The sequence below is a fragment of the Telluria sp. ZB2R32 genome (assembly GCF_059685715.1).
Map to the genome: position 1 here is coordinate 169351 of NZ_JCASIG010000002.1, position 24621 is coordinate 193971.

The window sequence follows — 24621 nt, forward strand, 5'->3', positions numbered from 1 at the left end:
CGCAATTTATGCTTGACCCATCTCATCGCTCACTACGCTTGAATCGTGCGCACCGTCGCACTGTTCTACGATCTCGCGATGTCCCGATATCGCCGCGCCCTCACCGGCTCCACCTACTTTTTCACACTGATCGCCTACCGCCGCCGCCCCATCCTGTGCGACGACGCAATCCTGCGCGCCCTGCGTGACGCCATCCACGCCGTCCGCGCGCGTCGTCCATTCACGATCGACGCCTGGATTCAACTTCCGGACCATCTTCACTGCATCTGGACACTACCGCCGGACGATCACGATTTCGCGCGACGTTGGTCCGAGATCAAGCACCACGTCTCCTACCGCTGCCGCCATTTATACGATGACGTTCCTGTTTCAGCCAGCATGAGGCGAAAGCGCACAGCGACGATCTGGCAACGGCGGTTTTGGGAACATCAAATCAGGGACGAACGCGATTTTTGCGCGCACATGGATTACGTTCACATCAATGCGGTGAAGCATGGGCATGCCACACATGCGTCGTTGTGGCCGCATTCGAGTTTTGCGCGGTGTGTGCGGGATGGAATGTATCCGGCGGATTGGGGTGGGCCGGTGAATGAAATAACGTTGGAGTGGGATTAAGTCGACCGCACGTCGCGATTGTTCTCATTGCGGTTGAACGCGTGGGCGGGAGACCCGCCCACCTTACGGGTCAGCTCAATTTGAGTCGACAAGGCGGGACCATGAAAACGCCAACATGTCATTCATCCCGCCCGCCGTCCGCGCCCAGCATCAATTGCGCCGCCTCGCTCGGCAACGCCTCCACCGACTTCAACTTCCTCGCCATCTGCCTGCTGCGCACCTCGGCGCTTTCGATGTTTTTCGCCGCCTTTTCCAGCGTGAGCTTGGTCGCGGCCAGCACGTCGCCGAACTTGCCGAACTCGGTCTTCACGGCGCCCAGCACCTGCCACACTTCGGACGAGCGCTTCTCCAGCGCCAAAGTACGGAAGCCCATCTGCAGGCTGTTGAGCAGCGCCGACAGGGTCGAGGGGCCGGCAATCGTCACGCGCAGGGTACGCTGCAGGTCGTCGGCCAGGCCGGGGCGGCGCATGACTTCGGCGTACAGCCCCTCGGTCGGCAGGAACAGGATGGCGAAGTCTGTCGTCTGCGGCGGCGAGACGTATTTTTCGCAGATCGTTTTCGCTTCATTGCGCACCGCGCGTTCCAGCTCGCCGCCGTAGCGCGCCACGCCTTCGGCATCGGCGCGGTCCTGCGATTCGAGCAGGCGCTCGTACTGCTCTTTCGGGAACTTGGCGTCGATCGGCAGCCACAGCGGTGCGCCGCCATCGCTCACGCCAGGCAGCTTGATGGCGAATTCCACGCGCGCATTCGTACCGCGCACGGTCTCGACGTTCTTGGCGTACTGGTCGACCGTCAGCACCTGCTCGAGCAGCATTTCGAGCTGCACTTCGCCCCAGGTGCCGCGCGTCTTGACGTTGGTGAGCACGCGCTTCAAATCGCCCACGCCGATCGCCAGCTGCTGCATTTCGCCGAGTCCCTGGTGCACCTTTTCCAGCCGCTCGGAGACCTGGCGGAAGGATTCGGTCAATCTCGTTTCCAGCGTCGTGTGCAGCTTTTCGTCGACCGTCTGGCGCATCTCTTCCAGGCGCTTGGCGTTATCCGTTTGCAGGTCGCGGATCTTGTGTTCGAGCGTGGCGCGCACTTCCTGCATGCGCTGGGCGTTCGATTCGGTGAGATTGCCGAGGGTTTGCTGCAGCGTGTCGGCAAAGCGCTTCAATGCGCGCGCCTGCTCCTCGCGTCCGCCGGCCGCGTGCAGTTGCATCTGCTGGCGCATGCTCTCCAGCTGCTGGGCGGTCGCGCCCTGGTGCTGGCCCATGTGTCCGGCCAGTTCCTGGCGCGTGGCCTGGGCGCTGTGCTGCAGCTCCTGGCGCAGTTCGCGTTCGAGACGTTCGAACGCCAGCGCACTGCCATCACTACGGCCGCGCAGGAGCAGCAGCACCTGCAAGGCGATGACGGCCAGCACGCCCGCGGTTAACACGGCGAATTGAAGAGTGGACATCAGTCGGCCTTGTTGCGCATCCAGTCGGCGGTCTGGTAGAAGGATTGCATCAGGCGCATGCGCAGGTCGTCGTCCATGCCGATGTCTTCCATTGCCCAGGCCATGGCACGCAGCCACTGGTCGCGTTCGCTGGTTCCGATCCCGAACGGCAGGTGGCGCGCGCGCAGGCGCGGGTGGCCGTGGCGCTCGACGAACAGGTCGGGCCCGCCCATCCAGCCGGACAGGAACATGAAGAGTTTTTCGCGCGAACTGTCGTTCGGCTTGGGGTGCAGGGCGTGGATGCCGGCAAATTCGGGCTCCAGCTCCATCAGGTCATAAAAGCGGTCGACCAGTTCGCGCAGGCGCGCTTCGCCGCCGATGATTTCGTACAGGGTTTGGTTCTCGGACATGGCGTCATGATAGCGCACCGGTGGCGGCCCGTGGGACCGCCACCGCCCGCCACGGCGATTGTTTACGCCTCGCGCAGCGTCTGCAGCGGCGGCTGCCGCAACACGCTGCGCAGCCCCAGCCAGCCGCCGACCAGCGCGCACACGGCGCCGACCACGATCCCCGCCAGCCACACGCCCGGCTCGAAGGTCCATGGAAACTTGAACTGGTACGTGGCCAGCGCCCAGCCCAGCGCCGCCGCGCCGCTCGCTGCCAGCAAACCGGCCAGGCCGCCGACCAGCACGAACTCGATGCGTTGCGCCTGCGCCAGCTGCTTGCGGGTCGCGCCCAGCGCGCGCAGCAGGCCGGCTTCGCGCGTGCGTTCCGACTGCGATCCCATCAGCGCCGCGTACAGCACCAGCACGCCGGAAGCGAGCGTGAACAGGAACAGGAATTCGACTGCGACGACCACCTGGTCGACCACGTCCTGCACCTGGCGGATGATGCCGCTGACGTCGATCACGGTCAGGTTCGGATACGTGCGCGCCAGCGTGTTGGCCAGCCCCGCGCCCTGCTGCGGCAGGTGGAAGGCCGTCATGTAGGTCGCCGGGGCATTCGCCATCGCTTGCGGGTTGATGATGACGAAGAAGTTGGCGCGCATCGAGCCCCATTCCAGCTTGCGCAGGCTCGTCACTTTCGCATCGACCACGATGCCGGCCATGTCGAAGCGCATGACGTCGCCCAGTTTCAGTCCAAGCGTTTTGGCGATGCCCTGCTCCACCGAGGCTTCCGAGACGCCCGGCGCGTCGGCGTACCATTTGCCGGCGACGATGTCGTTGCCCTCCGGGGCATTGGCCGTCGTCGACAGGTTGAATTCGCGGTTGGCGAGGCGGCGCGCGTCGTCGCTGGTATAGGTGTCGCGCGTGATGGCCTGGCCGTTCACCGCGGTCAGGCGGCCGCGGATCATCGGGTACAGCACCGGCTGGTCGACGCCGGCGGCGGCGATGCGGCGGGCGACGTCGTCCCGTTGTTCGGGCAGCACGTTGATGATGAAGCGGTTTGGCGCATCTTCCGGCGTGGCGCGCTGCCAGGCTGCGACCAGGTCGCCGCGCACCACGGTCAAGAGCAGCAACGCCATCAGGCCGAGCGCGAGCGAGACCACCTGCACGATGGTCGCGCCGGGGCGGCGTTGCAGCGAGGTGACGGCGAAGCGCCAGCCCTGGTGGGCCGAGATCCCGCGCAGGCGGCGCAGCAGTTTCAGTCCCAGCCAGGCCACTAGCGCAAACACGGCGAAACCGCCGAGGAAGCCGCCGGCCGTCATTAGCGCCAGCTTCGGATCGCCCGCCTGCCACAGCAGCAGCGCGAGGAACACGCCGATGCCGAGGCCATAGGTGGCCAGCGCCATGGGTTGTGGCGCGCTTTGCTCGCGCCGGATCACGCGGTTGTGCGGTACGTTGCGCAGCTGGAGTACCGGCGGCAGCGCGAAGCCGACCAAGAGCAGCATGCCGGTGGCGATGCCCTGAAATGCCGGCAGCAGCGACACGGGCGGCAGGTCCGGCGGCAGCAGCGTGCCGATCAATTGGAGGAGTACGAAATGCGCGCCGAAGCCGACCAGTACGCCGATGACGCTGCCGGCCAGGCCGACCAGCGCGAACTCGATGAGGTACATGGCGCCGACGCCGTTCTGGGTCATGCCGAGGCAGCGCAGCATGGCGCAGGCATCGAGGTGGCGCTGCATGAAGCGGCGCGCGGCCATGGCGACGGCAACCGCCGCCAGCATCGCCGACAGCAGGCCGACCAGCGACAGGAAGCGGTCGGCACGGTCGAGCGTGGCCTGCATCTCGGGGCGGCCGTTCTCGATCGACTCGATGCGCACGCCCTTGACGTTGTCCTGGGCGATGCGCGCGCGCAGCCAGGTTTCGAAATCGCGCACCCGCGCCAGGTCGTTGTTCGAGGGCGCCGCAACCAGCAATTTATAGGTCACGCGTGCAAAGTCGTCGACCAGGCCGGTGGATTTCAAGTCGGGCAGCGCCAGCATCACGCGCGGCGCGAAGTTGGCGAACGAGGCGCCGCGGTCCGGTTCGGCCGCCACCAGCTGGGTGATGGTGAAGGTGCGCTCGCCCACCTGCAGCGCGTCGCCGACTTTCACGTTCAGGGCCGGCAACAGGTTGGCGTCGACCCAGACGGTGCCGGGAGCCGGAATCGAAGCGGCAGCCGTACCGCGCGCGGCGCTGGCCTGGTCCGGATCGGTGGTGATGCGCAGCGTGCCGCGCAGCGGATAGCCCGTCGAAACCGCCTTGATCGAGGCCAGCTGGGCTTGGGAATTCTCGCCTTCCCCGCCTTGCGCCATGCTGGGGAAAGTGACGGTATCGGCCAGCAGCAGGCCGCGCCGCTGCGCTTCCTGGCGCCAGGCCGGCAGGATCGGATTGTCGGCGTTGACCAGCAGGTCGGCGGCGAGCAGCTGGTTGGCGTCGCGCGCCAGGCCGGCGCGCATGCGGTCGATGAAGAAGCCGACCGACGACAGGGCCGACACCGCCACGATCAGCGCGACCAGCAGGAAACGCAGTTCGCCCGCGCGCCAGTCGCGCGCGGTCATGCGGAGTGACTGCATCAGCATGGCCGGCCCTCCTTATCGATTGGCGAAAAAGGCATCGACTTCCGCCAGGAAGCCGCGCCGCTGCTCGGGGCCGAGGAAGGCGGCGCTGAAGCTGTTGCGGGCGAGCTGGCGCGCGTGCGAGGCGTCCAGCGGCAGCGCCTCGAAGGCGGCAATGAAATTGTCGTTCATGTAGCCGCCAAAATACGCCGGGTCGTCGGAATTGACGGTCGCCGCCAGGCCCTTGTCGAGCAGGGTGCGCAGGTTGTGGCTGCCCATCACGTCGAACACGCGCAACTTGATGTTCGACAGCGGGCAGACGGTCAGCGCCATCTGTTCGCGCACCAGGCGCTCGACCAGTTCCGGGCTTTCCAGGCAGCGCACGCCGTGGTCGATGCGTTCCACTTGCAGCACGTCGAGCGCGCTTTCGATGTAGGCGGGCGGTCCCTCCTCGCCGGCATGCGCGACCAGGCGCAGGCCGAGCTGGCGCGCGCGTTCGAACACCCGTGCGAATTTTTCCGGTGGATGGCCCACTTCCGACGAATCGAGGCCGACGCCGATGAATTTGTCGCGGTGCGGCAGCGCTTCGTCGAGCGTGGCCAGCGCTTCCTCTTCCGACAGGTGGCGCAGGAAGCACATGATCAGCGTGGCGCTGATGGGACCGTCCTGGCAGGCGCGCCAGATGCCGTTGATGACGGTCTCGAAGGGCACGCCGCGCGCGGTGTGCGTCTGCGGATCGAAGAAGATCTCGGCATGGCGCACGTTATCAAGCGCGGCGCGCGCCAGGTAGGCGGCCGTCATGTCGTAGAAATCCTGCTCGGTCAGCAGGACGCTGGCGCCGGCATAATAGATGTCGAGGAAAGACTGCAGGTCCGAGAAAGCGTAGGCCTGGCGCAACGCTTCGACCGATGGGTAAGGCAGCGATACGCCGTTCCTTTGCGCTAGCGCAAAGATCAGTTCCGGCTCGAGCGAGCCCTCGATATGGATGTGCAATTCGGCCTTCGGCATCTGTTCGATGGTCTGGCGCAGCTGCTCGTTCAGCATGGATGTTCTCCGTCAAAGGCGGTTTTTCAAGGCAGGACCGGCAAGTGTACCGCATGCCGCCATGGCTCAGTTTTCATTGGACGGACGGGTGAAAAAAGCGCGGTTTCGCGTGCGCCGCCGGAGCACCGGATGGTGCACTATCGGTCGCTCCCGTTTGTCATCCCAACAGTAAAGACTTGTGGAAATAGCCATACGGAATGCATAAATATTTTCTTTCAATCAGCTTAGTGCTTGCTTCAAATTAGGCCTGGAAATATATTGGTTTTCGTTAATAATCAAAGGCTTATCGTCCTACGCGCGAATGCGTGATCCTGCTTTGACTTCGAGAACCAATAGGCACATAATAAATTTCAGAAACAAAAAGAGCCCCTTCATTCACGGGACGTCCGGCCACAAGCCGGCTCAAAAAAGAACAATCCGCCTGAGCCGCCGCGCACGTCGCGTCGCTACCAGGACGACCCGCCTAACGGGTGGAACTTCGCGAAACCGTCGCGCGCAGATCGAATGCCAAACAGCTTGGCTGTTATTGCGCCCGCGACAGGTCGCCGAGGTATCCGTATAAAGCCAACAAACTTGGGGCTTGGGCAGTCGGCTTTATGCCGCCTGTCGTGACAGTGATCGTTGTTAGCAAACTAAAGGACATGCACATGACCATTTTTGACAACTACGCAGCCCGTTACGAGCGCACCCGTGAAGAGGAATATTCCCTGTCCGAATATCTTGCCCTGTGCAAGAAGGACCCGCTGACCTATGCCAGCGCGCCGGAGCGCATGCTCGCCGCCATCGGTGAGCCGCAGCTGGTCGATACCCGGCTCGATCCGCGCATGTCGCGCATCTTCGCCAACAAGGTCATCAAGGTCTATCCCGCCTTCCGCGAGTTTTATGGCATGGAAGAAGTGATCGAGCAGGTCGTCTCGTATTTCCGCCACGCGGCACAAGGATTGGAAGAGCGCAAGCAAATCCTGTATCTGCTGGGACCGGTCGGCGGCGGTAAATCGTCGATCGCCGAAAAGCTCAAGCACCTGATGGAACAAGTGCCCTTCTATGCGATCAAAGGATCGCCGGTGAACGAGTCGCCGCTGGGCCTGTTCAACGAAGACGAAGACGGCGTCATCCTCGAAGAAGACTATGGGATTCCGCGCCGCTACCTGCGCTCGATTCCAAGCCCATGGGCGGTGAAACGCCTGCACGAATTCGGCGGCGACATCAACAAGTTCCGCGTGGTGAAGCGTTATCCGTCGATCCTGAAACAGGTCGCCATTTCGAAAACCGAACCGGGCGACGAAAACAACCAGGATATTTCCTCACTGGTCGGCAAGGTCGACATCCGCAAGCTCGAGGAATATTCGCAGGATGATCCGGACGCCTACAGCTATTCCGGCGGCCTGTGCCTGGCGAACCAGGGCTTGATGGAATTCGTCGAAATGTTCAAGGCGCCGATCAAGGTGCTGCACCCGCTGCTGACGGCCACCCAGGAAGGCAATTACAAGGGCACCGAAGGTTTTGGTGCGATTCCTTTCGAGGGCATCATCCTGGCGCACTCGAACGAATCGGAATGGAAGACCTTCCGGAATAACCGCAACAACGAGGCTTTCCTCGACCGGATTTATATCGTCAAGGTGCCGTATTGCCTGCGCATTTCCGACGAGATCAAGATTTACGACAAACTGGTGCGCAATTCGTCGCTGGAAAAGGCGCCCTGCGCGCCGGGCACGCTGCGCATGATGGCGCAATTCGCGATCCTGTCGCGCCTGAAAGACCCGGAAAATTCGAGCATCTATTCGAAGATGCTGGTCTACGACGGCGAAAATCTGAAGGACACCGACCCGAAAGCCAAGTCGCTGCACGAATACGTCGATTATGCCGGCGTGGACGAAGGCATGAACGGGCTGTCGACGCGGTTCGCCTTCAAGATCCTGTCGAAAGTCTTCAACTTCGATAACACCGAAGTCGCCGCCAATCCGGTGCACCTGCTGTACGTGCTGGAGCAGCAGATCGAGCGCGAGCAATTCCCGCCCGAGCAGGAGCAACGCTACCACTCGTATATCAAGGAGCACCTGGCGCAGCGCTATGTCGATTTTATCGGCAAGGAAATCCAGACCGCCTACCTGGAGAGCTATTCGGAATACGGCCAGAACATTTTCGATCGTTACGTGACCTTTGCCGACTTCTGGATCCAGGACCAGGAATTCCGCGATCCGGACACCGGCGAGAGTTTCGACCGCGAGTCGCTCAATGCCGAGCTGGAAAAGATCGAAAAGCCGGCCGGGATTTCGAACCCGAAGGATTTCCGCAACGAGATCGTGAACTTTGGCTTGCGCGCGCGCGCGACCAACGGCGGCAAGAATCCGGCCTGGACCAGCTACGAGAAGTTCCGCACCGTCATCGAGAAGAAAATGTTCTCGAATACCGAGGAACTTTTGCCGGTTATTTCGTTCAATGCCAAAGCCAGTGCGGAAGATGCAACGAAGCACGCCGACTTCGTCAACCGCATGGTCGAGAAGGGTTATACGGCCAAGCAGGTGCGGCTCCTGTGCGAATGGTATCTGCGCGTCAGGAAGTCATCGTAAGCAGACGCCGGGCGGCGCGTGCAGGGCGTGCGCCGTCGCGGCCGGCTCCATCGGTGTGCTCGTACGCATCGAATGCGTCGGCACCCGCTACGCCAACCGTCGTTTCGCACCATTTTGACCACCCTGCCAGCCGTGCGCCCCCCGCTTATGCACGCTGCGTATTAAGATAGGGGGACCGCGCGGCGCGTTTTCCGAGCGGTCCGCAGCGGTTTTAACAGGAGGCATGTTTTGACTTACCTCATCGACCGACGCTTGCAGGGCAAGAACAAGTCCGCGGTGAACCGCGAACGCTTCCTGCGCCGCTACAAGGCGCAAATCAAGGACGCGGTTGGCCGCGCAATCAAGGGCCGCTCGATCACCGATATCGAGAACGGCGAAAAAGTCTCGATCCCCGTCAAGGACGTCAACGAACCGCACTTCGGCCATGCCCATGGCGGCGTGTGGGAAACGGTCAACCCCGGCAATACCGAATACCAGAAAGGCGACCAGTTCAACCGTCCGCGCAGTGGCGGCGGCGGGTCCGGGCGCGGGCGCGCCGGCAACAGCGAGCAGACCAGCGAAGACGATTTCATCTTCGAACTCTCGCGCGAAGAATTCATGAACTATTTCTTCGAAGACCTCGAGCTGCCGAACATGGTGAAAACCCAGCTCACGCAGACGATCGACTTCAAGACCCAGCGTGCCGGCTATAACGTCTCCGGCACGCCCTCGAACATCCACGTGCTGCGCTCGCTGCGCGGAGCACTTGGCCGGCGCATCGCCGTCGGCGGCCCGAGCCGGCGCGCAGCCGGCGAAGCGCAGCAGGAATTGCAGGCGCTGTTCGATGCCGAGGTGCCGGAAGGCGATCCGCGCGTGCTCGAACTGCGCAAGCGAATCCACCACCTGCATACGCGCATCAACGCGATCCCCTTCATCGACCCGTTCGACCTGCGCTACAGCAACCGCATCAAGGTGCCGAAACCGAGCACCCAGGCCGTGATGTTCTGCATCATGGACGTATCCGGTTCGATGGACGAAACCCGCAAGGACACGGCGAAACGCTTCTTCATCCTGCTGTACCTGTTCCTCAAGCGCGTCTACGAGCGCATCGACGTCGTCTTCATCCGCCACCATACCGCCGCGGCCGAAGTCGACGAGGACGAATTCTTCCACTCGCGCGAGTCCGGCGGCACGGTCGTCTCGTCCGCCCTGCACCTGCTGCAAAAGGTGATCGGCGAGCGCTATGCGAGCTCGGACTGGAACGCCTACGTGGCCCAGGCCTCGGACGGCGACAACTGGGACAACGATTCGGTGCTGTGCAAGCAGTTGCTCGACATCGGCATCATGCCGAAAGTGCAGTACTACACCTATGTCGAAATCACCGACGGACCACCGCAGAACCTGTGGGAGCAATACACCGAAGTCGCCGCGCACCATGCCAATTTCGCGATGCAAAAGATCGTGACGCCGGCCGACATTTATCCGGTCTTCCGCGAGCTGTTCAAGAAACAGCCCAAGTAAGCCGACATATTCCGATAGGCACGCATATGCCAGACGATCGCACCAATCCCAGGGCCCTGCCCGAACAGTCGGAGTGGACCTTCGACCTAATCGAGCAGGCGCACGAGGAAATCCGCCGCGTGGCCCGGAAATTCGGCCTCGACACCTACCCGAACCAGCTCGAAATCATCACCGCCGAGCAGATGATGGATGCCTATACCTCGGTCGGCATGCCGGTGTCTTACAACCACTGGTCCTTCGGCAAGCACTTCCTGTCGACCGAAAAGAGCTACAAGCGCGGCCAGATGGGCCTGGCCTATGAAATCGTCATCAACTCGAATCCCTGCATCGCCTATTTAATGGAGGAGAACAGCCTGACGATGCAGGCGCTGGTGATCGCCCACGCCGCCTATGGCCACAACTCCTTCTTCAAGGGCAATTACCTGTTCCGCACCTGGACCGACGCCGAAGCGATCGTCGACTACATGGTGTTTGCCAAGAATTACATCGCCGAGTGCGAGCAGCGCTACGGCATCGATGCCGTCGAGGATTTGCTCGACTCCTGCCACGCAATCCAGAATTACGGGGTCGACCGTTATAAACGGCCGGCCAAATTGTCGGTGGCGCAGGAAGCGGCGCGCCAGAAAGAACGCGAGGAATACGCCCAATCGCAGGTGAACGCCCTGTGGCGCACCGTGCCGCGGCGCGAGGAAGAAGAACGCAACGCCCCGCCGCCGCGCTTCCCGCTCGAACCCGAGGAAAACCTGCTGTACTTTATCGAGAAGTACGCGCCGCTGCTCGAACCCTGGCAGCGCGAACTGGTGCGCATCACACGCAAGATCTCGCAGTATTTTTATCCGCAGCGCCAGACCCAGGTCATGAACGAGGGCTGGGCCACCTTCTGGCACTACACGATTTTGCAGGAACTATATAAAGAGGGCATCGTGGGCGACGGCTTCATGCTCGAGTTCCTGCAAAGCCATACCAATGTCGTCTACCAGCCGGCGGCGACCAGCCCCTATTACAGCGGCATCAATCCGTACGCGCTCGGCTTCGCAATGATGACCGATATCCGCCGCATCTGCGAAAACCCGACCGACGAAGACCGCGCCTGGTTCCCCGACATGGCCGGCAGCGACTGGATCAAGACGCTCGACTTTGCAATGCGCAATTTCAAGGACGAGAGTTTCATTGCCCAGTACCTGTCGCCCAAGCTGATCCGCGAGTTTCACTTCTTCGCCGTGCTCGACGACGACCGCAGCGACAAGCTGACCATCTCGGCGATCCACGACGAAGCCGGCTACCGCTACGTACGCCAGCAACTGGCCGAGCAGTACAACATCGGCAACCGCGAGCCGAACATCCAGGTCTGGCAGGTCAACACGCGCGACGACCGCGCGCTGACCCTGCGCCATACCCAGTTCCAGCGCCGCCCGCTCAATGCCCAGGCCCAGGAAGTGCTCAAGCACGTGGCCCGGCTGTGGGGTTTCGACGTGCGCCTGGAGACGGTCGATACCAATGGCCACGTCGTCAGCTTCCTCGATTGCCGGCGCGAGAAGCGCCACCGCTAGCAGCGCCTCCGCCCTCCCCCGCCTCCAGGCAACATCCATCCGCGGATCATGCCTGGGGGTAACCTCCCTACTGATGCATGTCAAGATATAGCGACTCGGCGGCATGCCATCACTTCCGGTCATACACGACGCCCCGTACTCCTCCCACTTGTGTTAGCTGGCGAACGCTAGGCTTTGCCGAAACTGGCTATAGTTTGCGAAAAGCTGAGCATTGCACTATATGATATTTGCCTTTAGGCAAATCTAACGTGCAATATTTGGTGAACAGCCGCTTCTTTCCACATCTTCTACAGTGTGTAAGATCCAAGCTGCAATGTTGTAATTTTATATACGGAACGCCTGCGATTATTTGCACAATGCGACGCTGTCCAGATGAGCAGGATCGCCTGTTTATACAGGCATTTACGCTCATTTTGAGGGCTCAAAAATACCTGTGCAAAAAAGAATTCGTAGGTATAATTCGCCGATGTCCCGGATGCGGCCTTGTCTTTTCGTCGTGTTTTGAGGGTTTAGTAGCAACAAAAAAGAGTTGGTATTGGAGAAAGCAGGCATGAATTTTACACATGAAAAGGAACCGGGGAAGAATCTCACTGGTATCACCATCGTGGTCCTGTTGCACGTCCTGGTCGGCTGGGGGATCATCAATGGTCTCGGTACAAAGGTGATCACGAAGGTGCAGGAAGCAGTGGAAACGAAGTTGATCGAAGAGGTGAAACCGCCGCCGCCACCGGAGACTCCCCCACCGCCGCCACCGCCGGAAATGAAGGCGCCGCCGCCTCCATTCATTCCGCCGGTCGAGGTTCAGGTGCAGCAGCCTCCTCCACCACAGAATGTCATCCAGGCAGCAACGAGCACGCCGCCTCCGACGACCAGCCTGGCTCCTCCGGCACCACCGGCACCACCGGCCGCTGCGCCGGCAGCGCCTGCTGGTCCTAGCCGTACCGCTGCAGTGGCTGACTTCAGCACCTGCGCAAAACCGGAATACCCGAAGGCCTCGGCACGTAACGAAGAAGAAGGCACGACGACGATCTCGTTCCTGATCGGCGTCGATGGTCGGATGGTTGATTCCAAGATCACGAAATCGAGTGGATCGCGTGATCTTGACCGTGCAGCACAGTCTGCGATCGGCAAGTGCCGCTTCAAACCGGCAATGGTCAATGGTCAGCCTGAACAGGCATGGGTCCCAGTACAGTACGTCTGGTCGCTGGAACAATAACCGAGACAGAGCAGCGTCTCACAACTATGATTTTCGTTGTCTTTAAATCAGCGAACTGTCTATTTTTATATTTCTGGAGGAAGCATGTTTAAGAATACCCGTTTGTCCGCTGTACTGGCGGCAGTCCTGTTCTCGGTTACGGCAGCAACGGCCCTGGTCTCGGCACCAGCCTTCGCTGACGCACCGGCAGCAGCCGCACCGGCAGACGCAGCACCAGCGGCAGACGCAGCAGCAGCTCCGGCCGCTGACGCAGCCGCCGCAGCACCTGCAGCCGAAGGCGCAGCCCCTGCTGCTGCCGCCGGCGAAACCAAGGAAGAAGTCCACAACCCGTACGGCTTCTCGGCCATGTGGGAAGAAGGCGACTTCGTCAACAAAGGCACCATCATCATCCTGTCGCTGATGTCGATGGGTTCGTGGTACATCATCATCACCAAGCTGATCGACCAGTCGAAGATCATGCGCCAGTCGAAGGAAGTTTCCCAGAAGTTCTGGAAAGCCAACTCGATCGCTGCTGGTTCGGCTTCGCTGAAAGAAGGTTCGCCATTCCGCTTCATCGCTGAAACCGGCACCAAGGCAACCCAGCACCACGACGGCGCCCTGCTCGAGCAGATCGACCTGTCGACCTGGGTGACGATGCAAGTCCAGCGCGCAGTCGACCGCGTCCAGTCGCGTCTGCAAGATGGCCTGTCGTTCCTGGCAACCGTCGGTTCGACCTCGCCGTTCATCGGTCTGTTCGGTACCGTCTGGGGCATCTACAACGCACTGACCGCCATCGGCATGTCGGGTAACGCATCGATCGACAAGGTTGCAGGTCCAGTCGGTGAAGCACTGATCATGACCGCCTTCGGTCTGTTCGTCGCAGTTCCTGCCGTTCTGGGTTACAACTGGCTGGTCCGCCGCAACAAGGCAGCAATGGAAGATATCCGTTCGTTCAGCGCCGACGTCCACTCGGTCCTGGTGTCGGGCGCCATGTCGACCTCGGAAGCTGCACGTGCTGCTGCTGGCGCTAAAAAGATTGGATAAATCATGTCAATGAGTGTCGGCTCCGATAGCGGAGATGAAGATGCCGTGATGTCAGAGATCAACACGACGCCGCTTGTCGACATCATGTTGGTTCTCCTGATCATCTTCCTGATCACCAGCCCGGTGGTCCTGCAGTTGCAGAAAGTTGCTCTGCCGGCGGAAACGAACCAGGTCACCAAGACCGCGCCGGAAGACATCAACATCACCGTCAACAAAGACGGCGAAATGTTCTGGAACCAGCGCCGCATCGCGAACACGGACGAGTTGTTCAAGTTCTTCGCGGAGCAGTCGGTGAAAGTGCCGCAGCCTGCAGTGAAAGTACGTGGCGACCAAGCTACCCGCTACGAAGCAATCGGTCGGGTGATCTACACGGCACAACGTGCTGGTGTGCAAAAGGTCGGGTTCGTCATCGAACCACCTGACAAGATGTAATGTCAGTCGCGGTGCCGAAGGAAACTTTGGCACCGCACCTTGCACCCAGTTATTTGAAAAGGAAACACCATGGGTATGAACGTAGGTTCAGGCTCCGCCAAGGCAGCCGAACCGGAACCGATGATGGAAATGAACATGACGCCCCTGATCGACGTTCTGTTGGTCTTGATCATCATGTTGATTATCACGATTCCGAAGCAAAACCACTCGGTCAATCTGAACATGCCGGTGGGCACCCCACCGCCTAAGACCGAAGAGCCGCGCGTTGTCACCATCGACGTCGACTTCGATGGCACCATCCTCTGGGATGGCCAGACGATCGCTGATCGCGCCACGCTGGAAGCCAAGATGAATGAAGTGGCTGCCCAGCCGAACCAGCCGGAAGTGCATCTGCGTCCGAACAAGCTGGTCGAGTACAAGGTGGTTGCCGGTGTCATGGCAACGGCCCAACGTCTCGGCGTCACGAAGATCGGCATGGTCGGTAACGAGCAGTTCCAGTAATCGCATCAAGCTTGACCAACACGGCAGGGTTTCCCTGCCGTGTCCATTTTCAAAGAGGATTTTCCACGATGATCAAATTCCGACTCGCACACCTCGGCCTCGCAATGGCCGCCCTCGGCTTTACCGCAGCAGCTCCGATCGTTGGCCTGGCCCCTGCCCACGCGCAAGCCGTGAGCGCCCAGGTTGGCAAGCACTTGCAGGCAGCCCAGGCATTGATGAAACAGGGCAAGCACAAGGACGCCCTGGCAAAACTGCGCGAAGCGGACGCTGTCTCCGGCAAATCGGCACACGAAAGCTACCTGATCGAGCGCGTGCGCGCCTCGGCAGCTTCGTCGGCCGGCGATTACGGCACCGCCGCCAAGGCATTCGAAACCCTGATCGCTTCGGGCAAGCTGTCCGCTGCCGAACGCAGCCAGTTCTCGGAAGGCCTGATCGGCATCTACATGCGCGGCGGCGACCTGAACAAGGCGAACGAAGCCATCCAGCGCCAGCTGAAGAACGGCGACGATCCGAAACTGCGCGCCTACCTGCTGCAGAACTACTACAAGCAGGGCAACACCGCTGCCCTGGAAGCCGAACTGCGCACGGCCGAGAAGTCGGGCCGCATGTCGGAAGACATGCTCGGCATGCTCGCCAACATCCAGCTCAAGAAAAACGACAAGGTCGGCTACGTCAACACCATCGAAAAGCTGGCGGCCAACTACCCGAAAGCCCAGTACTGGAACGACCTGCTCAACCGCGTGCAGGGCAAGCCTGGTTTCTCGAGCCGCCTGGCGGTCGACATCTACCGCCTGAAACTGGCCAACGGTCTGCTGAAGAAGCCGAGCGAATTCATGGAAATGGCCCAGCTCGTGCTGCAGGCCAGGGCACCGGCTGAAGCGCTGAAGATCATCGACAGGGGCTACAAGGCTGGCGCCCTGGGCACCGGCCCGGATGCCCCGCGTCATCAACGCCTGAAAGATCTGGCACAGAAGAGCCTGGCGGATCGCGCCAAGGATGCTGCTGCCACGGAAGCCGAATACCGTGCAGCCAAGGACAACGACGCATTGGTTGGCCTCGGCTATAGCCTGGTCCAGGCCGGCCAGACCGACAAGGGCCTGAAGATGATGGAAGAAGCGATCAAGACCGGCGGCCTGCGCTATCCCGACGAAGCCAAGCTGCGCCTGGGCGAAGCCTACGCCGCAGCCGGCAAGAAGCAGCAGGCGATCAGCACCCTGCGCGGCGTCGGCGGCAAGGAAGGCACTGCCGAACTGGCCCGCTACTGGATCATGGCAATCAACAAGCCACTGGCTGGCTGATTGCACCGTCCGCCGCGCGACCAGGTCGCGCGGCAAGCCACACGAAACGCCGCCTGTTCCCAGGCGGCGTTTTTTTTGGCCGAACACCGGCTGCATCAGGACTGTTTGAATGCCCTGGCCGCGTCGGCGCTCAGGCTGCTGGCCAGTAGCCTGACCGGCGCCGCCGGCGCCAGGATACTGCGCAGCGCCAGCAGCAAGGTGCGTTCCGCCCAGTCGTCGGTCAGGTTGATCAGTTTCAAGTCCATCGAGCGCACGTGCGGTTCCGCCGCCAGATACGGCAGGACGGCAATCCCCAGGCCCGCCATCACCATGCGGCACACCGCGTCGAAGCTGCGCACCTGGATGCCCAGCTTCAATGGCTTTTCGAGGCGGCTGCATTCCGTACGCAGCCGTTCGGCCAGCGAAGTCGCTTCCGACAGGCTGACGAATTCATAGTCCAGTGCATCGGCCAGCTGCACGCTGGAGCGCGTGGCCAGCGGATGGTCTTACGGAGCGATGAGGACCAGCTGGTCCTTGCGGTAGTTGAACACTTCGATATCGGCCACCGCGGTGCGGTCGGCGAAGAGCCCGATATCGGCACGGTTTTCCCGTACCGCCGCCACCACGTCGCCGCTGTTGCCCTCTTCCAGGCTGATGCGGATGCCGGGGTGTTCGCGCCGGAAGCGGGTCAGGTCGTCGGGAAGGAACTGCGTGATGGCCGATGTATTGGCCCAGATGCGCACCTGCCCCCTGCTGCCGGCGGCGAAATCGGACAGCGCGCCCGACATCTTGTCGATATCCTGGAGAATGCCGAGCGCGTGCTGGAAGCAGGCATGGCCGGCTTCCGTTAGCGTGACGCCATTCGCGTGGCGGTACAGCAGCCTGGTGCCCAGATGGGTTTCCAGGTCCGAGATGCGCTTGCTGGCGGCAGCCATGGCCAGGTTCGCCTGTTGCGCACCGCGCGTGATGCTGCCGGTGCGCGCAATCTCGATGAACAGGTTGAGCGTGACCAGGTCAAACCGCGCGTAGTTCACTCACTCTCTCCTCGATCGGCCGGCGTTTCGGCAAGCGTGCATTTTGCCACGAATGCAAGCGCCTCAGCCTGCAAACACCCAGGGTTCTTCCTGCCGGCGCCAGGCCTCGTAAGCCTTGATCTTGTCGGCATGGCTGATCGTCAGCGCAATGTCATCGAGGCCGTGAAGCAGGCGCTCTTTGCGCGAAGGATCGACCTCGAAGCGGCATGTCCTGGCCGCGTCCGGCCATGTCACCGTTTGCGCCGGCAAGTCGACGTCCAGCCGGAAGCCGGCCGTTCCCGCGCAGGCGTCGAACAAGTCGTCGACTTCCTCCGCGGAGAGCACAATCGGCAGCAAGCCATTCTTGAAGCAATTGTTATAGAAAATCTCGGCAAACGAAGGGGCAATGATGACGCGGAAACCGTAGTCGGCCAGCGCCCAGGGCGCATGCTCGCGCGAACTGCCGCAGCCGAAGTTCTCGCGCGCGAGCAGGATGCTGGCGCCCTGGTAGCGCGGCTGGTTCAGCACGAAATCCGGGTTCAGCGGCCGATGGCTGCAATCCTGGTCGGGTTCGCCGATGTCCAGGTAGCGCCAGGCGTCGAACAGGTTCACGCCGAAGCCGGAACGGCGGATCGATTTCAGGAATTGTTTCGGCACGATGGCATCGGTATCGACATTGCCCCGGTCCAGCGGCACGACCAGTCCTGCATGGTGGGTAAATTTTTCCATTAGTGCCAATCCCTTATGTCGACGAAGTGTCCCATGACGGCGGCGGCGGCCGCCATTTCCGGGCTGACCAGGTGGGTACGCCCGCCGGCGCCCTGCCGTCCCTCGAAATTGCGATTGGACGTGGAAGCGGAGCGCTGCCCGGGCTGCAGCTGGTCGGCATTCATGCCCAGGCACATCGAGCAGCCGGGCTCGCGCCATTCGAAGCCCGCTTCCCTGAAGACGGCGTCCAGTCCCTCGATTTCGGCCTGGCGCTTGACCAGGCCGGAGCCCGGCACCACCAGCGCCAGTTGCACGTTGTGCGCCACCTGCCTGCCGCGCACGATGGCAGCGGCGGCACGCAAGTCTTCGATGCGCGCATTGGTGCAGGAACCGATGAAGACCACGTCGACATGGATATCGGTCATCGGTGTGCCCGGCATCAGCCCCATGTAGGCGAGCGCATGGGCGATGCCGGCGCGCTTGACCGGGTCCGGCTCCTGCGCCGGATCCGGCACCGCGCCGTCGACCGTCGTGACCATTTCCGGGGACGTGCCCCAAGTGACCTGGGGACTGATCCGGGACACGTCGATCGTCACGACCTGGTCGAACACGGCGTCCGCATCGCTGCGGAGGGTGCGCCAGAAGGCGACGGCCTGTTCCCATTGTTCGCCGGCGGGCGCGTGCGGCCGGCCTCCCAGGTAGCCGATCGTTTTCTCGTCCACCGCCACCATGCCGCAGCGGGCGCCGGCTTCCACCGTCAGGTTGCACAGGGTCATGCGCCCTTCCATCGACAAGGCGGCAACCGCCTCGCCCGCGTACTCGATCGCGTAGCCGGTCCCGCCGGCGGTACCGATCTTGCCGATCATGGCCAGCGCCATGTCCTTGGCCGTCACGCCCGCGGGCAGCCGGCCGTCGAAGCGCACCAGCATGTTCTTCGATTTCTTGCCGAGCAGGCACTGCGTCGCCAGGACGTGCTCGACTTCGGACGTGCCGATACCGAAGGCCAGGCAGGCAAACGCGCCATGGGTGCTGGTATGGCTGTCGCCGCACACCACGCTCAAGCCCGGCAAGGTAAGGCCCTGCTCCGGCCCGATGACGTGCACGATGCCCTGGCGCGCGTCGGTCATGCCGATCTCGGTGATGGCGAATTCGCCGCAGTTCCTGCTCAAGGTCTCGACCTGCAGGCGCGATACGGGATCGTCGATGCCGGCGCTGCGCCCGGTAGTCGGGATATTGTGGTCGGCGACCGCCAGGTTCGAGGCGATGCGCCACACCTTGCGCCCATGCATCCGCAAACCCTCGAATGCCTGCGGACTCATGACTTCGTTGAGCAAGTGGCGGTCGACGTACAGCAAGGTCGTGCCGTCTTCCTCGACGTGGACCGTATGCCGCGCCCACAGTTTGTCGTATAGCGTTTGCCTCATGTTCTCTGTCTCCTCATCGCATGACATCATGTTGACCGATGCTTGTTCAGACAGTGTGAACGCAAGATCCGTCAGGGAGGAAGTTCTGAATTGACAACGCGCGCTTCGTGGAATGCGAAGGCTTCGTGAAACGCGAAGCCAGGCTAGCCGCGAATACGAATACCAAATCCCCCGATATGCCGGTAAATTCACCTCTACAAATCTATTAAAACGACCACAGGAGACCCACGATGTTCCGCACACTTGCCTGCAGCATGCTGCTGCTCACTTCGACCGCCGCATTCGCCCAGTTGCCGTCCAAGCCGATCAGCCTGATCGTGCCGAATCCGCCTGGCGGCGTGGTCGACACCGCCGCCCGCGTCGTCGGCCAGCCGTTGCAGCAACTGCTGAAACATACGGTCGTGGTCGACAACCGCCCCGGCGGCAGCGGCAACATCGCCTACCAGATGGTGGCCCGTTCGGCGCCGGACGGTTCTACCCTGCTGGTCTCGTATTCGGCCTATCACACGGCCAATCCATCGCTGATGGGAAAACTGCCGTGGGCGCCCAAGGATTTCACGCCGGTCGCCCTGCTGGTCGCCGCCACCAACGTGATCGCCGTCCATCCTTCGCTCCCCGTGAACACGCTCCCCGAGCTGATCGCCTACCTGAAAAAGAATCCCGGCAAGGTCAGCTACGCATCCCAGGGCAATGGCTCGCTGTCGCACATCGGGACCGAATTGTTCAAGCAGCAGACCAATACCAACATGCTGCACGTTCCCTATAAAGGTTCCGGCCAGGCGATTGCCGACGTGGTAGCCGGACGCGTGCACGTCTTCATCACCACGCCGCCGTCGGTGATGCAGCACGTCCAGTCCGGCAAACTGAAGGCGCTGGCGATTGCCGGCAAGACCCGTCATCCGATGCTGCCGAAGGTCCCCACCACCGCCGAAGCCGGCCTGCCCGCCTTCACGCTGGAAGCCTGGGTCGGCCTGTTCGCCCCGGCCGGCACCCCGCCTGCGCTGGTGACGCAGCTGAGCAACGGCGTGAAGCAGGTACTCGATACGCCGGAAGCCAGGAAGCAGGCCGCCGCGCAAGGGGTCGAACTGCGCTACATGAACCCGGCCGACCTGAACGGCCTGGTGAACAAGGAACTTGGCTACTGGAACAACGTGATCAAGACGGCCAATATCAAGCTGGATTGATTCGGCACGGGCCGCATTGCCGCGGCGGCGGCAATGCGGCCCGGGGTGGTATGGCCGACCAGCCATTGCAACAAGCCTTTACCGTATAATCAGAGTTTTCGCCCCGCGGCATGGTTGACCACGACATGCGTGGCAGGCTTGCCGGGCACTCTGGAACCACCAATGAAGGTATTTCGCGGACTTCCCAACGACGCGGCGCGCGCACCGTGCGCCCTCACGATCGGCAATTTCGACGGCGTCCATCGCGGCCACCAGGCCCTGCTGGCGCGCGTGCGCGCCGCCAGCGCGGCGCTGGGACTGGAAGCGGCGGTCATGACCTTCGAGCCGCACCCGCGCGAATACTTTGCCCGCCGTAGCGGCGACTTGAGCCGCGCCCCGGCGCGCATCGCCAACCTGCGCGACAAGCTGGAAGACCTCTCCGCCGCCGGCATCGACCGCGTCATCGTCGAACACTTCAACGAACAGTTCGCTTCCATCTCGCCGCAAGACTTTACCCAGCGCGTGCTGGTCGACGGCCTGCACGTCAAATGGCTGATGGTCGGCGACGATTTCTGCTACGGCGCCAAGCGCGCCGGCAACGTCGAGATGCTCAAGGAAGCCGGGCGCCGCCATGGCTTCCAGGTCGAAACCCTGCCGACCGTGCGCGAAGGCGAGCAGCGCATTTCGTCCTCGGCCGTGCGCGCCGCGCTGGCGGCGGGCGACCTGCAAGCCACCTGCGCCCTGCTCGGCCATCCGTACGCCATGTCCGGCCACGTGATCCACGGCGCCAAGCTGGGCCGCACCCTCGGTTTCCCGACGCTGAACCTGCGCGTGACGCACCGCCCCGCCCTGCAAGGCATCTTCGTCGTCCAGGTACACGGCCTGGCCGACCAGCCGCTGCCGGCAGTGGCCAGCCTCGGCGTGCGCCCGACGGTCGAAGACGCCGGCCGCATGCTGCTGGAAGTGCACATCTTCGACTACGACCGCCCGTGCTACGGCAAGCTGGTGCGCGTCGAGTTCCTGCAAAAACTGCGCGACGAGGAAAAGTATGTCGACCTCGACACGCTGACCGCGGCGATCCACCAGGATGCGCAGCAGGCGCGCGCCTGGTTCAGCGACCACAGGCTGCGTCACGATCCGCGCAGCGCCGCCCGCGCCGGCGCTCTGACGGCCACCGACCGAATTTGACGCGCGACGCCACGTCCGCGTGGCTGGCGCTGAAGAGCGCACAGCCAATCCCGCATTCCCTTACCGAAGAAATTTATGTCCGAAAACAACAAACCCGCCCAGAAAGCAGGCAAAAAGCCTGAGAGTAAATACCCGGTCAATATGACCGATACCCCGTTCCCGATGCGCGGCGACCTCGCCAAGCGCGAGCCGGGCTGGGTCAAGCAATGGCAGGACAAGCAGATCTATCACCGCATCCGCAAGGCGGCCAAGGGCCGTCCGAGCTTCGTGCTGCACGACGGTCCGCCGTATGCGAACGGCGACATCCACCTCGGCCACGCCGTGAACAAGATCCTGAAAGACATGGTGGTGAAGTCGCGCACCATGGCCGGCTTCGATGCGCCCTACGTGCCCGGCTGGGATTGCCACGGCATGCCGATCGAGATCCAGATCGAAAAGCTGTACGGCAAAAATTTACCCACTGCCGAAGTTCTCCAGAAGGCGCGCGCCTATGCACTCGAACAGATCGACCGCCAGCGCGCCGGTTTCATCCGCCTGGGCGTGCTCGGCGAATGGGAAAACCCGTACATGACCATGGCCTACGGTAACGAGGCCGACGAGCTGCGCGCCCTCGGCAAGCTGCTCGACAAAGGCTATGTCTACCGCGGCCTGAAACCCGTCAACTGGTGCTTCGATTGCGGCTCGGCCCTGGCCGAAGCGGAAGTCGAATACCAGGACAAGCGCGACCCGGCGATCGACGTCGGCTTCCCATTTGCGGAAGAAGAGAAACTGGCCGCCGCTTTTGGTGTGCCGTCGCTGCCCACCATGAACGGTTTCATCGTGATCTGGACCACGACCCCGTGGACGATCCCGTCGAACCAGGCGCTGAACGTCAATCCGGAAGTAACCTACGCGCTGGTGCAGGCGGAGCGCGACGGCCAGCCGCTGCTGCTGATCCTGGCGCAAGACCTGGTCGAATCCTGCCTGGCGCGCTATAAACTCGAAGGCAGCGTGATCGCCACCACCACGGGCGACAAGCTCGAGGGCATGCGCTTCAAGCACCCGATGTTCGCGGCCGATCCGTTCTACGACCGCACCTCGCCGGTCTACCTGGCCGACTACGTCACCACCGAGAGCGGCACCGGCGTGGTCCACTCCGCGCCGGCCTACGGCCTGGAAGACTTTATCTCGTGCAAAGCGCACGGCATGAAGGACGACGAGATCCTCAAACCGGTCATGGGCGACGGCCGTTTCGCGTCGACCCTGCCGCTGTTTGGCGGCCTGACGATCTGGGAAGCGAGCAAACCGATCTGCGCCGCGCTGACCGCCGCCGGCGCGCTGTTTGAACTCAAGATGTTCGACCACAGCTACATGCACTGCTGGCGCCACAAGACCCCGATCGTCTACCGGGCGACGTCCCAGTGGTTCGCCGGCATGGACATCACGCCGAAAGATGGCGGCCCGACCCTGCGCGAAACGGCCCTCGCCGGCATCGACAAGACCCAGTTCTTCCCGGACTGGGGCCAGGCGCGCCTGCACGGCATGATCGAGAACCGTCCGGACTGGACCCTGTCGCGCCAGCGCCAGTGGGGCGTGCCGATGGCCTTCTTCATCCACAAGGAAACCGGCGCGCTGCACCCGCGCACCCCGGAACTGCTGGAGCAGGTTGCCAAGCTGATCGAAGCGAACGGCATCGATGCCTGGCAGGCGCTCGACCCGCGCGAACTGCTGGGCGACGACGCCGACATCTATGAAAAGAACAAGGACACGCTCGACGTCTGGTTCGATTCCGGCGCCACCCACCAGACCGTGCTGCGCGGCTCGCACGCGGCGCAGTCGTCCTTCCCGGCCGACCTCTACCTGGAAGGCTCGGACCAGCACCGCGGCTGGTTCCACTCGTCGCTGCTGACCTCGTCGATGCTGAACGGGACGCCGCCGTATAAAGCGCTGCTGACCCACGGCTTCACGGTCGACGAGCACGGCAAGAAGATGAGCAAGTCGCTCGGCAACACGATGGCGCCGCAGAAGATCTCGGACACCCTGGGCGCCGACATCCTGCGCCTGTGGGTGGCTTCGACCGACTACACCGGCGAACTGTCGATCAGCGAAGAGATCCTCAAGCGTGTCACTGAATCGTACCGCCGCATCCGCAACACGCTGCGCTTCCTGCTGGCGAACACTTCGGACTTCGATCCGGCGCAGCACACTGTGCCAACTGCCGAACTGTTCGAGATCGACCGCTATGCGATTGCCTCGATGGCCGCGCTGCAGCATGACATCGGCGCCCACTTCGACCGCTACGAATTCCACCCGGTCGTCTCGCGCCTGCTGAACTACTGCTCGGAAGACCTGGGCGGCTTCTACCTCGACATCCTGAAGGACCGCCTGTACACGACCGGGGTCGATTCCGTCGCGCGCCGTTCGGCCCAGACCGCGCTGTGGCAGATCGCCAATGCGCTGCTGCGCGTGATGGCGCCGGTGCTGTCGTTCACCGCCGAGGAAGCCTGGGCCGTGTTCGCGGGCCAGCAAGCCTATGCGGACAGTGACGAGACCATCTTCACGCAGACGCTGTGGACCTTCCCGGAACTGCCGGATGCCGAAGCCCTGCTGGCCAAGTACACGGCGTTGCGCGAAGTACGCGCCGACGTGACCAAGCAGCTGGAAGAAGTACGCGCATCGGGTGCGATCGGCTCCTCGCTGCAGGCCGAGCTGACGATCAAGGCCGCGGGCGCCAGGCACGATCTGCTGGCGAGCCTGGACGACGATCTGAAATTCGTCTTCATCACCTCGCAGGCCAAGGTCGAGCAGGCAGCTAACGAAGCCGAGGAATCGGTGCAGGTGACGGCATCGAGCGCGCCGAAGTGCGAGCGTTGCTGGCACTACCGCCCTGCGGTCGGCCACAACCATGAGCACCCAGGCCTGTGCGATCGCTGCGTGAGCAACCTGTTCGGCGCCGGCGAAGCACGCCGTTTCGCGTAAGCGGTTTTACGCCAGCCGCCATGCCGTCTGAACGCGGCATGG

Annotated in this window: 18 protein-coding genes and 1 pseudogene; 12 read left to right on the forward strand and 7 right to left on the reverse strand. The window is 62.5% G+C overall.

Annotated elements, in window-relative coordinates:
* Nucleotides 1-45 precede the first annotated feature (45 nt).
* Nucleotides 46-615 carry an REP-associated tyrosine transposase gene (locus AC56LG_RS05745; RefSeq protein ID WP_497165165.1) on the forward strand — a complete coding sequence of 190 codons (570 nt, stop codon included), beginning with the start codon at nt 46-48 and terminating at the stop codon, nt 613-615.
* A 118-nt stretch (nt 616-733) separates the two neighbouring features.
* Here the strand turns inward: AC56LG_RS05745 and AC56LG_RS05750 are convergent, their stop codons facing one another.
* The 4 genes from AC56LG_RS05750 to AC56LG_RS05765 all read right to left on the reverse strand — a co-directional run bounded on the left by AC56LG_RS05750 (nt 734) and on the right by AC56LG_RS05765 (nt 6056).
* Nucleotides 734-2053 (reverse strand): DNA recombination protein RmuC, encoded by a 1320-nt coding sequence (locus AC56LG_RS05750; protein WP_497165166.1) that lies wholly within the window; start codon nt 2051-2053, stop codon nt 734-736.
* The gene (locus AC56LG_RS05755; protein WP_192049367.1) at nt 2053-2442 is read right to left on the reverse strand and encodes a group II truncated hemoglobin; all 390 of its coding nucleotides are present in this window, start codon (nt 2440-2442) and stop codon (nt 2053-2055) included. The genes AC56LG_RS05750 and AC56LG_RS05755 overlap by 1 nt, the downstream gene beginning before the upstream one ends.
* A 62-nt stretch (nt 2443-2504) precedes the next feature.
* Entirely contained in the window at nt 2505-5036 is a 2532-nt protein-coding gene (locus tag AC56LG_RS05760; protein WP_497165167.1) for an ABC transporter permease, read from the reverse strand.
* A 12-nt stretch (nt 5037-5048) separates the two neighbouring features.
* Nucleotides 5049-6056: an adenosine deaminase gene (locus tag AC56LG_RS05765; RefSeq protein WP_497165168.1), complete on the reverse strand. Its 1008-nt coding sequence runs from the start codon at nt 6054-6056 to the stop codon at nt 5049-5051.
* 647 nt (nt 6057-6703) lie between these two features.
* Between AC56LG_RS05765 and AC56LG_RS05770 the strand changes: the two genes are divergently transcribed.
* From AC56LG_RS05770 to AC56LG_RS05805, 8 genes are all read left to right on the forward strand, one after another.
* Nucleotides 6704-8626 carry a PrkA family serine protein kinase gene (locus AC56LG_RS05770; protein WP_192049361.1) on the forward strand — a complete coding sequence of 641 codons (1923 nt, stop codon included), beginning with the start codon at nt 6704-6706 and terminating at the stop codon, nt 8624-8626.
* 228 nt (nt 8627-8854) lie between these two features.
* On the forward strand, nt 8855-10126 hold the full coding sequence (locus tag AC56LG_RS05775; protein WP_497165169.1) for a YeaH/YhbH family protein: 1272 nt from the start codon (nt 8855-8857) through the stop codon (nt 10124-10126).
* A 26-nt stretch (nt 10127-10152) separates the two neighbouring features.
* A complete protein-coding gene (locus tag AC56LG_RS05780; RefSeq protein ID WP_497165170.1) occupies nt 10153-11676 on the forward strand; it encodes a SpoVR family protein in 1524 nt (507 codons plus the stop codon).
* 550 nt (nt 11677-12226) lie between these two features.
* Nucleotides 12227-12892 (forward strand): energy transducer TonB, encoded by a 666-nt coding sequence (locus tag AC56LG_RS05785; protein ID WP_497165171.1) that lies wholly within the window; start codon nt 12227-12229, stop codon nt 12890-12892.
* An 84-nt stretch (nt 12893-12976) separates the two neighbouring features.
* A complete protein-coding gene (locus AC56LG_RS05790; protein ID WP_497165172.1) occupies nt 12977-13915 on the forward strand; it encodes a MotA/TolQ/ExbB proton channel family protein in 939 nt (312 codons plus the stop codon).
* A 3-nt stretch (nt 13916-13918) separates the two neighbouring features.
* Nucleotides 13919-14347 (forward strand): ExbD/TolR family protein, encoded by a 429-nt coding sequence (locus AC56LG_RS05795; protein WP_497165173.1) that lies wholly within the window; start codon nt 13919-13921, stop codon nt 14345-14347.
* A gap of 69 nt (nt 14348-14416) precedes the next feature.
* Nucleotides 14417-14848, forward strand: a complete 432-nt coding sequence (locus AC56LG_RS05800; protein WP_497165174.1) for an ExbD/TolR family protein — start codon at nt 14417-14419, stop codon at nt 14846-14848.
* 68 nt (nt 14849-14916) lie between these two features.
* A complete protein-coding gene (locus AC56LG_RS05805; RefSeq protein ID WP_497165175.1) occupies nt 14917-16146 on the forward strand; it encodes a tetratricopeptide repeat protein in 1230 nt (409 codons plus the stop codon).
* Nucleotides 16147-16241: 95 nt separating this feature from the next.
* Here AC56LG_RS05805 and AC56LG_RS05810 read toward each other — a convergent pair.
* The 3 genes and pseudogenes from AC56LG_RS05810 to leuC all read right to left on the reverse strand — a co-directional run bounded on the left by AC56LG_RS05810 (nt 16242) and on the right by leuC (nt 19270).
* A pseudogene (locus AC56LG_RS05810) lies at nt 16242-17159 on the reverse strand (LysR substrate-binding domain-containing protein).
* A gap of 63 nt (nt 17160-17222) precedes the next feature.
* On the reverse strand, nt 17223-17867 hold the full coding sequence (gene leuD, locus AC56LG_RS05815; RefSeq protein ID WP_497165176.1) for a 3-isopropylmalate dehydratase small subunit: 645 nt from the start codon (nt 17865-17867) through the stop codon (nt 17223-17225).
* Nucleotides 17867-19270 (reverse strand): 3-isopropylmalate dehydratase large subunit, encoded by a 1404-nt coding sequence (leuC, locus tag AC56LG_RS05820; RefSeq protein ID WP_497165177.1) that lies wholly within the window; start codon nt 19268-19270, stop codon nt 17867-17869. Before leuC ends, leuD begins: the two co-directional genes overlap by 1 nt.
* A gap of 230 nt (nt 19271-19500) precedes the next feature.
* Between leuC and AC56LG_RS05825 the strand changes: the two genes are divergently transcribed.
* From AC56LG_RS05825 to ileS, 3 genes are all read left to right on the forward strand, one after another.
* Entirely contained in the window at nt 19501-20454 is a 954-nt protein-coding gene (locus AC56LG_RS05825; RefSeq protein ID WP_497165178.1) for a Bug family tripartite tricarboxylate transporter substrate binding protein, read from the forward strand.
* 162 nt (nt 20455-20616) lie between these two features.
* On the forward strand, nt 20617-21621 hold the full coding sequence (locus tag AC56LG_RS05830; RefSeq protein WP_497165179.1) for a bifunctional riboflavin kinase/FAD synthetase: 1005 nt from the start codon (nt 20617-20619) through the stop codon (nt 21619-21621).
* Between the two features lie 75 nt (nt 21622-21696).
* Nucleotides 21697-24579: an isoleucine--tRNA ligase gene (ileS, locus tag AC56LG_RS05835; protein WP_497165180.1), complete on the forward strand. Its 2883-nt coding sequence runs from the start codon at nt 21697-21699 to the stop codon at nt 24577-24579.
* The last annotated feature ends 42 nt before the right edge of the window (nt 24580-24621 follow it).